Here is a 12,395-nt window from a genome sequence, read left to right as displayed (position 1 = left end):
CATAGGTAGGATTGTTGCCCAAAAATAAACTCCATAATTTAAATTCAAAATGAAAATAAAATCTCTTTACCCAGGAATCATCTTCATTACTTTGAGTGTATTCTTAATGGCATGTAACCAAAGTTCTGACAAAAATCAAATTCCGGTTGTTAATATTTGCAGTGGTGATATTTCCGGTTATATGGATGATGGAATCTATACATTTAAAGGAGTGCCTTATGCTAAGGCCGAAAGATTTATGCCACCTGAAAGGGTTGATGGATGGCAAAGTGTACTTGAATGTATAAATTATGGCCCCATTGCCATGCAGATTAATAGTTGGTCACCGGATTCCGTTATGGATGAAAAGGACTTGTTTAGCATCAACATCTGGACCTCAGGTATAAATGATGGGAAAAAGCGACCTGTTATGGTTTGGTTGCATGGTGGCGGGTTTAGCTTTGGTTCCGGCAGTGATCCGATTACAGATGGTAAATTGTTGGCAGAAAAAGGAGATGTAGTCGTTGTGTCTATTAACCATCGGCTAAACATCCTTGGTTTTCTGGATCTGTCTGCAGTTGATGACAAATATGCCCGATCTGCAAATGTGGGGATGCTTGATATTGTGGAATCGCTGGAATGGGTTAATCGAAATATTGAAAACTTCGGTGGCGACCCTAAAAATGTTACCATCTTTGGCGAATCGGGTGGAGGAGGAAAGGTTGGAACCCTCATGTGTATGCCCGGTGCTGAAGGCTTGTTTCATAAAGCAATTATACAAAGTGGAACTTTGGTCAATGTCATGACGAAGGATAAATCGCAAGAAATTGGACTGGCTTTATTGGACTATATGGGGCTTTCTCATGATGAGGTAGATCAGTTAAAAGACATCCCATACAAGGAGCTTGTTGCGGCGGGGGATAGCGCTTTGAAAAGGACTGTCGGGCTTCGAATGCCGGGTACTAGCAGGATGTTTGGCTTCGGCCCTGTTCCCGATGGAACTGATTTACTACAACAGCCATTTACTCCCGGTTTTGCCGATATAAGCAAGAACGTTCCATTGATGATTGGAACTACTTTCAATGAGATGATGAGAACTTATTATGCTGAAACAGATCTAACTTTTGAAGATGCACGGCAAAGATTAAAGAGACAATATGGTGAACAGACCGATTTATTTGTTGAACTGTTTAAGAAGGCATACCCAGATTATTCTCCTCAGGATTTGCTCTCAATTGACACAATATTCAGGCCTATTACAATTCAAGTGGCCGACGCTGCCTCCACAAGAGTAGCACCCGTTTATTCATATATGCTGACATGGAAAAGTCCCGTGGATGATGGTACACGTGGTTCTTTTCATGCGTTGGACATTCCTTTAGTATTTAATAATATAGAGCTTGGTAAGCACTGGTCAGGCGACACAAAGGATGCAATTGCTCTGGCTGAAATAATGAGTTCATCATGGATAAATTTTGCCAAATCAGGAGATCCTAATGTAAGTGAGGTTTTGCCTGAATGGCATGCTTACACAAAAGAAAATGGTATAACCATGATTTTTGATGATGAGTGCAAAATTGTTAGAAATCATGACAGGGAATTGATGAATCTTGTTCTGTCTCGTGAACAATAGGCTGAAATATGATTTTAACATTTACACAATTAAACCTTTCTTTATAAATGATGTCTTTGTTAAATAAAGGGTACATATTTTAATGAATTCTTGTATGCCTTGTTGATTCATTTATGCTTCAATATTGCTGATTGTTAAGTTTTTGTTTTTGGAGGTGTTTTTGTGTCGACTAATAGAAACTTTCTGTAAGATTAATAATTATGTAAATAATTTAATTTGTATTATGCATAGAGATTATTTGCTTATTATCTTGCTTCACCATCCAAATTGATAACTAATTCCTTTGCAGAAGGGGCAATCTTGTATCAGGCGTATAGACTAAAGAAGATCTGTTTAGCCAATGACTATTATGGCGATTTCTCCCGAGGCTTTGGGAACCATTGAATAACAAATTATAGACAGATGAAACGAGCCATGTCGAACGCTTCGACACACAGGGCAATGACTAAGAGGCGAGTTCCATGTGGCCATTGAAAAACAAATTTTTAGACACATGAAAATAATTACATTAACATTAACCCAGATTTGCCTGATATTCAATATTATGGGACAAAGCAACTCTCAACCTGCATCAACTAACGTAAGGAGAGCGGAATATCCCCGAATAACTGAAGACAGCAGGGCTGTATTCAGAATTGAGGCTCCAAATGTTGACCAATTACAACTCGATTTAGGTCGAAGATACGACATGGTTAAAGACAGCGATGGGGTATGGGAGGTAACTACCGATTCGTTGGGTGAAGGATTTCATTATTACTCTCTAATAATTAACGGGCTTGCTGTTGCGGATCCTGCCAGTGAAACTTTTTACGGGATGGGACGCATGGCCAGTGGAATAGAAGTCCCTTTTGACGGAGATGACTATTATTCTTTGAAAGATGTTCCCCATGGTGAGATCCGAATCAGACGCTACTTCTCTCAAGTAACCAACAGTTGGCGAAGTTTTTATCTTTATACTCCTCCATGTTATGACAAGGAAATTTCTACGAATTATCCTGTTCTGTACCTTCTGCACGGTGGCGGTGAGGATCAGCGTGGTTGGGCTATGCAGGGAAAAACTGACCTTATCCTCGACAATCTCATTGCCGGTGGACAAGCCGTCCCTATGGTCGTGATAATGGTTGATGGCAATATTCCCTCTACAGGTTTTGGGCTAAGCGCTTTGGAAGCTTTCGAGAACGAGCTGATACAGAGCATAATTCCTTTTGTGGAAAGCAATTATCGTGTGAAGTCTGATGCTGACAGTCGTGCACTTGCAGGTCTGTCAATGGGTGGATTGCAAACACTTCATGCGGGATTAAGAAATACTAATATGTTTTCATACTTAGGCGTTTTTAGCTCTGGCTGGTGGACCAATCAACCTGCGATTTCAGAACCTCAATATGATTTTATGAGAAACAATACAGAAACAATTAATAATAATTTGAAACAGTTCTGGATCGCAATGGGGGGGCAAGAGGACATCGCCTGGGAAAATTGCCAGGTAATGATGAAGGAGTTTGACCGGATGAATATTCAATACACTTATAGCGAGTATCCGGGAGGACACACATGGCCGGTTTGGCGCAACAATCTCTATAATTTTACGAGGCTTTTGTTTAAATAGATGTAGGATTTGTATCCTCTAAAAGTTGTGTTGGTCAATGGCTTTTGATCCTCAAATGTTTTCAAAGAATTCCGCTTTATAAATTACATTTAACCTATAATACAAATCACATGAAAAATCTATCAAAAAGCATCTTTCTCATGGCTTTTTCCATTGTTACACTATCCCAAGGCCAGGTTGTGGAAGATTTTCAGCCCTCCTCTGCAAATCAACCTGGAAGAGAATATCCGAAAGTAAACTCAGAAAGACGTGTTCGTGTGCAAATTTCTGCTCCTGATGCCAATTATGTGCAGCTCGACATAGGTGCTGTTAAATACGATTTGGTAAAGGATGAAAATGGTGTTTGGACGGGAGAATCGGCTCCTCAGGATGAAGGTTTCCATTACTACCAACTAAATATTGACGGCGCTTCAGTACCGGATCCGGGCAGTTTGTATTTCTACGGTGCCGGTCGCTGGGGCAGTGGAGTTGAAATTCCGGCTCATGATCAGGAGTTTTATGCACTAAAGAATGTGCCTCACGGACAAGTAAGAGAGCATATATACTTTTCGGAGATCGACAATGCCATGCGCAGATGCTTTGTATATACACCACCTTGTTATGAACTAAAACCTGAGAAACGATATCCTGTATTGTATTTGCAGCACGGGGGAGGTGAAAATGAAACAGGATGGTCCGCTCAGGGAAAGGCAAACCTGATTATGGACAACCTTATAGCTGAAGGGAAAGCCAAGCCATTTATTATTGTGATGGACAATGGTACCTGGAGAATGCCCGAAAGATCAAGGCCTGCCGATGGCGGTGAAAGGCCTCGTGGTCCTTGGCCTCCAACAGGATGGGCTGATGGATTTATGAATATTCTTACCAAAGATATCATTCCCATGATAGATGCCAACTATCGAACAATCGCCAATCAGCAGAACAGAGCAATGGCAGGTTTGTCAATGGGTGCAATGCAGACTCGGGTTATCACTCTGGCTAATTCTGATATATTTTCACATGTTGGAATGTTTAGTGGTGGAAGCATCAGCATCGAAGACATCGAAAACAACCCCGATTTTATGAATAATGTGAATCTTTTGTTTATAAGCTTTGGAAGCACAGAAGTTGAGAGTGGTAGATACAATATGGGAACCGATCCGGCTTTAAATGTTGAAGAACTTAAAAAGAGAGGTTTAAATGCCCATTATTATGTTTCGCCAGGTACAGCCCATGAATGGCAAACCTGGAGAAGAAGTTTATATCAATTTGCTCCTCTCTTGTTTCAAGAGTAATCTATATAGAAATCAATTGAGCTTTTTTAGTTTTTCACATTTCATATTAGTTGCGTATTACGCAACTAATATGAGATCCTTATATCCACTCTTCGTATTGTGTATAATTTTAAAAATCATTTTATTATGAATATCTTCAAAATTGCACTTATTATTCTATTATCATTTCATTTTGGAATTGCTCAATCCAGTGGACTAACGATGGTTGAAGACTTTCAACCAGCTATCTCAAATCAGCCCGGAAGTGATTTTCCTCAAGTAAATTCAGAGGGGCGTGTTCGTGTTCAGATTTCTGCCCCTGATGCAAACTATGTTCAGCTTGACATTGGTGGTGTAAAATATGATCTGGTAAAAGACGAAAACGGAATATGGACAGGTGAGTCGGAACCGCAAGATGTTGGTTTTCACTATTATCAGTTAAATATTGATGGTGCGTCAGTGCCTGATCCCGGAAGCCGGTTCTTTTTTGGTGCATGCCGCTATGGAAGCGGAATCGAGGTGCCTTCTGACGATATGGATATTTTTGCAAACAAAAATGTCCCCCATGGACATCTTCACGAGATTTATTTCCCCTCACAGAGCACGGGCGTGTCACGCAGAGCATTTGTTTACACTCCTCCATGTTACCAAAAAGAAACTTCAAAAAGCTACCCTGTTCTATATCTTCAACATGGATATTGCGAAAATGAAACTTCATGGCCTAAACAGGGACGCGCAAACTTCATCATGGACAACCTTATTGCAAAAGGTAAAGCAAAGCCTTTTATTGTTGTAATGACATATGGAATGATTAACGACGTGGAATTTGGAAGAATAATGGACTTTGATATCGAACCGTTTCAAACGGTTCTAATCGATGAGTTAATTCCTTACGTAGATTCTAATTTTAGAACAGTTGGTAAACAATCGCACAGAGCAATGGCCGGTCTTTCAATGGGAGCTTTTGAAACCAGACTTATTACCCTCAACAGACCAGATGTATTTTCATATTATGCACTGTTCAGCGGCGGGATTTATACTCCAGAGGATTTAAAAGACCATGAAAATCTAAAACTTGTTTTCTTGAGTTGCGGAAGTAAAGAGAGACCCGAAAGAATTGCAACTTCTGTTAAAGCGCTGAAAGAGGCAGGATATAATGCAGTATCTTACGTGTCTGAAGGGACGGCTCATGAATTTCATACATGGCGTCGTAGTTTGCATCAACTTGCCCCTTTTTTGTTTAATGATTTGGATTAGATAGTTTTAATATGAAAACTGTTAAGATAGGGGCACTCTTAATTGCATTATTGATTGGGCATTTCGGTTTTGCTCAATCACCAACTATACTGGATTCTTCAGTGCCGGCATCCACAAATATTAACCAGAACGATTGTCCATGCATTATGCCTGACAACAGTGTCGTTTTTCGGGTTAATGCACCAAATGCTCGGCGTATTCAGATTGATCTTGGGAAAAAATATGACATGGTGAAAGGTGATGATGGATTCTGGACGGTTCGTACGGAGCCAATTGAGCCAGGATTTCATTATTACTTTTTAGTTATTGATGATGTTCCGGTTGCCGACCCTGCCAGCAATTCATTTTTTGGAACTGGGAGAATGACCAGTGGAATTGATATTCCGGAACAAGGAGTCGATTTTTATTCAATTAAGAATGTGCCTCATGGTGCGATGAGTTCAAGACATTATTTCTCTGATGTTACCAACAGTTGGCGAAGACTGTATGTTTACACCCCTCCCGGATATGATACAGATGTTGAGAAACGGTATCCGGTAGTTTATCTTCAGCATGGTGGTGGCGAAGACGAAACGGGATGGGTCAGGCAGGGTAAAACTGATGTCATCATGGATAACCTAATTGCTGAAGGCAAAGCTGAACCTATGATTGTAGTAATAGCCAATGGAAACATATCAGCAGGAATGAGGGGGTATAGCAGCGAGGCAATGGCAGGTTTTACGCGAGAGATGATTCATAACATAGTGCCATTTATTGAGAAAAACTACAGAACCATTCCAAACGCCAAAAACCGAGCCGTTAGCGGATTGTCCATGGGTGGTGGACAGTCATTCTACGTAGGACTTGAAAATCTGGATGTTTTTAGCTCTGTTGGAATATTCAGTTCAGGGATATTTGGTGGAATTAGAACAAACATAGACTCCATTTTTGACGCTGAAAGCGAAATTCCCGGATTGCTCTCTAACTCGAAGGAGTTCAATGAAAAAATTGATTTGCTCTACATTTCTTGTGGTGAGGCAGATATGCGCATTAATCATACTAAATCAGCTGTGGCAAAAATGCGGGATGAGGGGTTGAAAGTTGAGTTTAACACTTTTCCGGGAGACCATGAATGGCAGGTTTGGAGAAAATCGTTACACGATTTTATTCAACAGGTGTTTAAATAATCATTAAAGTATAAATTTTATGAAGAAGCATATACTATTTTTTGTGGGATTTGTTCTGTTGAGCCCTTTTGCTATTAGAGCTCAGCAAGCCAATGTAAATCTGGATTTTAATCCCCATAAAAATACCGAAGGCCTTAATCCGTTCAGCGCTCCTCTTAATTCTCCGGAGGTGCATGATGACCAAACTGTTACATTTCGATTGAGAGCTCCTGAGGCCACCAAAGTGGTATTGCCCCCAGGGGCAATACACACATCAAATGATTTGGGCAATGAGCCCATCCCTTTTGTTAAAGGAGAGGATGGGATTTGGAGTCTGACAATCGGTCCTCTTATCCCTGATATGTATGCCTATCATTTTCATGTTGACGGAGTTCAGATTCCTGATCCAAGTAATACTTATGCTGCATTTACAGCAATGCCTCCATACAGTCAGTTGGTGGTACATGGCAATGAACCCGCATATTACGATGCCAGAAATGTGCCCCATGGAAATGTTACCAGGCATGTTTACTACTCTGGGGTAACCAATGGGCAGCGCGAACTGTATGTTTATACCCCACCATGTTACGATCCGAAAGAAACATATCCTGTTTTATACCTGGTTGGTGGTAGTGGTGAACTTCCTTCCAATTGGGTTTACGATGGTCGGGTTAATTTTATAATGGACAATTTGCTGGCAGAGGATAATGCAGTTCCCATGATAATTGCAATTCCAAACAATCAAATCATCCATCGAAACCATCCTAATCATGCGGAACTAACTTTCGATTTATTTGAAAGGGAACTGCGCGAGCATGTCATTCCTCTGGTTGATAAAAGCTATGCTACCATTGATTCTCCCAAAGGGAGAGCCATTTCAGGATTGTCGATGGGTGGACGTCACAGCATGTTCATCGGCTTTCGCTCTTTAGACTTATTTGCAAACTTTGGTATTTTAAGTGCAGGGGATTCAGATGCTGAAACTTCTCTTGCTCACTTTTTAAATGATCCTGATGTAAATGACAAGGTTGATTATCTGTTTGTGGGTCAGGGGACAAAAGAAGCAACCAGTTTCTTTAATCATCGCTGTCAGGCCTTGCACGAAGCGCTGGTAAATCACAACATTGATCATGAATACTACATTGGTGGTCATGGCGGGCACGATTGGGGCACCTGGCGACACCTTTTGTATTATAGATTCCTGCCAAATCTCTGGAAATCAAATTAATCTTAAATATGCTCAAAATGAAATACACCAAATTAATTCTTATCGCTTTGCTAGTCTTATTTATGGGCTCATGCAAACAGCAACCCGGACTTGTGGCAGTGGAGGGAGGTCTAATACAGGGCGTTGTTACCGATGATTTATTAATATTTAAAGGCGTTCCATTTGCAGCACCTCCAATAGGAGACCTTCGCTGGAAAGCACCTCAGCCTGTAAAGGAGTGGTACGGAGTGTTGGAAACTGTTGAATATGCCCCTGCGCCTATGCAAGGTGGTGATCCTGTTTCAGGGAAAAGTGAAGATTGTTTATATCTTAATATTTGGACTCCGGCAAAATCCACAAAGGAGAGATTGCCTGTTTTGGTATGGATTTATGGAGGTGGATTTAGTTTTGGGTCAACTTCCGATCCAGTTCACAATGGTGAACATTTGGCGCGCAAAGGAGTGGTTGTTGTAAGCATTGCATACAGAGTTGGCCAGTTTGGTTTTCTGGCTCATCCGGAATTGAGCGCTGAGAGTCCAAATGGAGTGTCGGGGAACTATGGGCTACTGGATCAAATTGCAGGTCTGGAATGGATACAACGAAATATTTCTCAATTTGGTGGTGACCCCGATAAAGTAACCATCTTTGGTGAATCAGCAGGCGGTATCTCGGTAAGCATGTTATGTGCTTCACCAGTTGCGAAGGGGCTGTTTCATGGAGCTGTTTCTCAGAGTGGTGGCTCTTTTGGCCCCACACGTCCAACTACTTACCCGGGTGAAAATATGAAAACATTGAAACAGGCAGAGAAGGAAGGTATTGAATATGCGAATAGAGTTGGTGCATCGTCCATTGAGGAACTTCGGAAAATTGATGCAAATGAACTGCCCCTTGGAATGGGAATGGGAGGAGCCTGGCCAATCGTCGATGGCTATGTAATCCCCGGAGATCAGTATGAATTATATGAAAAGGGGCAATTCAATGATGTTCCGGTACTTATTGGGTATAACTCTGATGAAGGTTTGAGCTTCCCCGGTGGGCGTACACCGCAAGATTATATTGATAATGTGAACAGACGCTTTGGCCCTTTTGCGGATGATTTATTGGAAGCATATCCGGTGGGAGAAACCACGGTTCCACGCAGCGCCCGTAATCTTATGCGTGATGCTGCTTTTGGCTGGCCAACCTGGGCTTGGGCTAACTTGCAGTCAGAAGTCGGTCATTCGCCCGTCTTCTTTTATTATTTCGACCAGCATCCTGAGTACCCGGAGGATTCTCCACAGGCAGATCATGGAACTCCACACGGAGTTGATGTTCCGTTTGTGTTTATGAATTTGAATGCCGACGACCCAAATGTTTCAAAATCAGATTTAAAAATTTCTGAGATAATGGGAACATACTGGACAAATTTTGCCAAATATGGTCATCCTAATGGTGGAGGATTACCGGAATGGCCCAAATTTACCAAAGAAAATCCAAATGTAATGTATTTGGGGCCAAATGCATATTTGGGTCCGGTTCCTGATGAGGCTTCGCTATTGGTAATGGATGCCTATTATAAATGGCGCCGAACTCCCGAAGGTAAGGATTGGGCAAAATAGATTCATTAATATCAGTTTGTTATGTGTATGATATATAAGTTTAAGCATTAGTATAATAAGGTTTATGTAATGTGTTTTTCCAAATATAATTAACTTCCCAAAATCCAAAAAATGAAAGTTCTATTCGCATTTTTCGCATCCCTGTTTCTTTTATGGAGCAGTTTCGCTTATGGTCAGACTCTTCAGTTAAATGAACTGGAATATTTTGAGTATAGTGGCCTTAATGTGCTGGTTTACAGTAATCGATACAATCCCATTTTCTTTGATGAAAAGACAGCCGGCATTGAGTTGATACACCACGGAGTGAGAACAGCTACCGGAGGTGCTGTAAGATTGCATCACACGCCTGAGCAATGGGATTTGGTTCCGGAAATTGTAAGCAGAAAGGTTGATGTTGAAGGCAACTTTATTTCAACACAATTGCGATATGCGGATTTTAACTTTGATAGCGAAATTAAGGTAACTCCTCATCATAGAGGCTTCCGTATCGAAGTGTTTTTAGAAAAACCAATTCCGAAGGAATTGGAAGGAAGAGCAGGCTTAAACTTTGAATTTCTTCCACCGGATTATTGGGAAAGTACTTATTTAGCCGATGGTAGTCCTAAGCTTTTTCCCCGCTATCCTGCCAGTGACGCGCAAGTGAGACCTGTGAGTGAGAAAATTCAGCAAATATTTGATCACTCCACATTCGATGACCGTGGTAGAGGAGAATTTCTTGAGCCTTTGCCAATATCCGTTGCAAACTCCTATGTTTTGGCTCCGGAAAACCCTATACGACGTGTTACTATTAAGTCTGATTCAGATATTATGTTTTTCGACGGACGCATTTTGGCTCAAAATGGATGGTACGTTTTTCGTTCTATTCTACCATCAGGAAAAACTGGCAAGGTAATGGAGTGGTATGTTGAACCCCATACAATTCCTGATTGGGTGCGAGAACCCAATATTGGGTTCTCGCAGGTTGGGTACACACCTGGACAACAAAAACGAGCAATCATTGAATTAGATAAAAACGACAATCCTCAATCATCTGCCAAAATATTTAAGCTTACTAATGATGGCAGTGAAGTTCCCGTATTTACTGGTAAAACAGAAGAATGGGGCAGATATTTGCGTTATAATTATCTTGTGTTTGATTTCAGTGATGTGAAGGATGAGGGTGTTTATTTTATTGAGTATGGCGGGCATAGAACCAATGTCTTTCCAATTGCCAAAGATGTTTATAAAGGGATATGGCATCCCACAATGGATGTGTGGTTGCCCATACAAATGGATCACATGACGGTAAGAGAAGCTTATCGCATTTGGCATGGAAATGCACATCAGGATGATGCTTTGCAAGCACCTTTGAATCATAACCATTTTGACGGTTACAGCATGGGTGATACTACCGACACTCGCTTTGAGCCTTTTGAACGCATCCCTGGATTAGATATTGGTGGTTGGTACGATGCTGGAGATTTTGATATTCAAACTGGATCTCACAATGCAGTGGTAATGGATTTGGTTCAGATATATGAGACTTTTGCCCCGCAGCGTGATATGACTTATGTGGATCAACAAACCAGATATGTGGACATTCATCGTCCAGATGGAAAAAACGATATGCTTCAGCAACTTGAACATGGAGTATTAGCATTGGTAGCACAAATCGAAAATATTGGGCATCCCATCAGAGGGATTGTTGTGGGCAATTTATACCAGTATCACCATATAGGTGATGCCGCTACGATTACAGACAATCTACCTTATAACCCGAATTTAGAACCTTATGAAACCGATGGCTTAAGCAGTGGTACATTAGACGATCGCTGGGCTTTTACAACAAGAAGTGTTTTTATGGACTATTCAACAGCAGCTTCGTTGGCAGCAGCAAGCCGTGTTTTAAAGGATTTTAACCCGGACTTATCCCAAAGAGCATTGAACTGTGCCATGAAAATGTGGGATGAGAATGTTGATGTAGAGCCTGAAACACAGGATGGAGGAAGGCCTTTCTTTAATTTTATGAGAGTGAAAACTTCAGCGGCTCTCCAACTATTTATAACTACAAAGGAGGAACGATTTAAAAGCGTTTTCGAAGAAGCTCTTTGGAGTCAGATGGATAGGACAATGTTTGATACAAACAGACCTGGTAATTTTCCCGTAGATAATGCTTTCTCTTATGCCCTTATGGCATATCCTCACATGGATGAGGATTTTCACGACAAACTTCGCCCTTATATTTTCCAGTATAAGGAAGAGTCGGAGCAGGAAACTTCAGTAAGCCCCTATGAGGTGCCTATGGGCGGACGGGGTTGGGGTGGCAACACCCCCATTATGAAATGGGCCATCAATAACTATTTAATACATAAATATTATCCGGATCTCATGGATGTAGAGTCAATATTTAATGCAATGAATTACATACTTGGCTGTCATCCATATTCCAATGTCTCTTTTGTTTCTACAATAGGAGTAAAGTCTAAACAAGTAACTTATGGCAGTAACCGGGCCGATTTTACATTTATAGCCGGTGGGGTTGTTCCCGGTTTGGTATTACTACAGCCTGATTTTTATGAGAATAAGGATGACTGGCCATTTCTTTGGGGACAAAACGAGGCAATTATTACCACCGCTACTCCTTATGTTTTTCTGGCACATGCTGTTGAAGAGCTTGCAAGAGAGATTAACAAGGAATTAGAGTAATAAGGACGTGAATTTTAACATTGTTGAGTAGG

The 12,395-nt window shown here is 41.1% G+C and carries 8 protein-coding genes; all 8 read left to right on the top strand.

Going from position 1 to position 12,395, the window contains the following annotated elements; all coding sequences use genetic code 11:
* Nucleotides 1-49 precede the first annotated feature (49 nt).
* The 8 genes from EV194_RS01365 to EV194_RS01330 all read left to right on the top strand — a co-directional run bounded on the left by EV194_RS01365 (nucleotide 50) and on the right by EV194_RS01330 (nucleotide 12,363).
* Nucleotides 50-1,612, top strand: coding sequence for a carboxylesterase/lipase family protein (locus EV194_RS01365; protein WP_132431325.1), 1,563 nt, complete (start codon nucleotides 50-52; stop codon nucleotides 1,610-1,612).
* Between the two features lie 493 nt (nucleotides 1,613-2,105).
* The gene (locus EV194_RS01360) at nucleotides 2,106-3,218 is read left to right on the top strand and encodes an alpha/beta hydrolase-fold protein (RefSeq protein WP_132431323.1); all 1,113 of its coding nucleotides are present in this window, start codon (nucleotides 2,106-2,108) and stop codon (nucleotides 3,216-3,218) included.
* A 110-nt stretch (nucleotides 3,219-3,328) separates the two neighbouring features.
* Nucleotides 3,329-4,492, top strand: coding sequence for an alpha/beta hydrolase-fold protein (locus EV194_RS01355; protein WP_132431321.1), 1,164 nt, complete (start codon nucleotides 3,329-3,331; stop codon nucleotides 4,490-4,492).
* Between the two features lie 126 nt (nucleotides 4,493-4,618).
* Nucleotides 4,619-5,728, top strand: coding sequence for an alpha/beta hydrolase-fold protein (locus tag EV194_RS01350; protein WP_132431319.1), 1,110 nt, complete (start codon nucleotides 4,619-4,621; stop codon nucleotides 5,726-5,728).
* An 11-nt stretch (nucleotides 5,729-5,739) separates the two neighbouring features.
* Entirely contained in the window at nucleotides 5,740-6,894 is a 1,155-nt protein-coding gene (locus tag EV194_RS01345; RefSeq protein WP_132431317.1) for an alpha/beta hydrolase-fold protein, read from the top strand.
* Nucleotides 6,895-6,913: 19 nt separating this feature from the next.
* Entirely contained in the window at nucleotides 6,914-8,101 is a 1,188-nt protein-coding gene (locus EV194_RS01340) for an esterase (RefSeq protein ID WP_132431315.1), read from the top strand.
* A gap of 17 nt (nucleotides 8,102-8,118) precedes the next feature.
* Nucleotides 8,119-9,678, top strand: a complete 1,560-nt coding sequence (locus EV194_RS01335; protein ID WP_132431313.1) for a carboxylesterase/lipase family protein — start codon at nucleotides 8,119-8,121, stop codon at nucleotides 9,676-9,678.
* Between the two features lie 111 nt (nucleotides 9,679-9,789).
* The gene (locus tag EV194_RS01330; RefSeq protein WP_132431311.1) at nucleotides 9,790-12,363 is read left to right on the top strand and encodes a glycoside hydrolase family 9 protein; all 2,574 of its coding nucleotides are present in this window, start codon (nucleotides 9,790-9,792) and stop codon (nucleotides 12,361-12,363) included.
* Nucleotides 12,364-12,395: the final 32 nt, after the last annotated feature.

This window comes from Natronoflexus pectinivorans (assembly GCF_004345615.1).
GTDB classification, from domain to species: domain Bacteria; phylum Bacteroidota; class Bacteroidia; order Bacteroidales; family Marinilabiliaceae; genus Natronoflexus; species Natronoflexus pectinivorans.
The sequence above is the reverse complement of the archived record's forward strand: the minus strand, read 5'-3'. Positions and strand labels throughout refer to the sequence as shown.

What these genes read in the sequence shown, in the direction of transcription:
- EV194_RS01335 (WP_132431313.1), top strand. Translation starts at nt 8,119, where the DNA reads ATGAAATACACCAAATTAATTCTTATCGCTTTGCTAGTCTTATTTATG.
- EV194_RS01360 (WP_132431323.1), top strand. Translation starts at nt 2,106, where the DNA reads ATGAAAATAATTACATTAACATTAACCCAGATTTGCCTGATATTCAAT.
- EV194_RS01350 (WP_132431319.1), top strand. Translation starts at nt 4,619, where the DNA reads ATGAATATCTTCAAAATTGCACTTATTATTCTATTATCATTTCATTTT.
- EV194_RS01330 (WP_132431311.1), top strand. Translation starts at nt 9,790, where the DNA reads ATGAAAGTTCTATTCGCATTTTTCGCATCCCTGTTTCTTTTATGGAGC.
- EV194_RS01365 (WP_132431325.1), top strand. Translation starts at nt 50, where the DNA reads ATGAAAATAAAATCTCTTTACCCAGGAATCATCTTCATTACTTTGAGT.
- EV194_RS01340 (WP_132431315.1), top strand. Translation starts at nt 6,914, where the DNA reads ATGAAGAAGCATATACTATTTTTTGTGGGATTTGTTCTGTTGAGCCCT.
- EV194_RS01345 (WP_132431317.1), top strand. Translation starts at nt 5,740, where the DNA reads ATGAAAACTGTTAAGATAGGGGCACTCTTAATTGCATTATTGATTGGG.
- EV194_RS01355 (WP_132431321.1), top strand. Translation starts at nt 3,329, where the DNA reads ATGAAAAATCTATCAAAAAGCATCTTTCTCATGGCTTTTTCCATTGTT.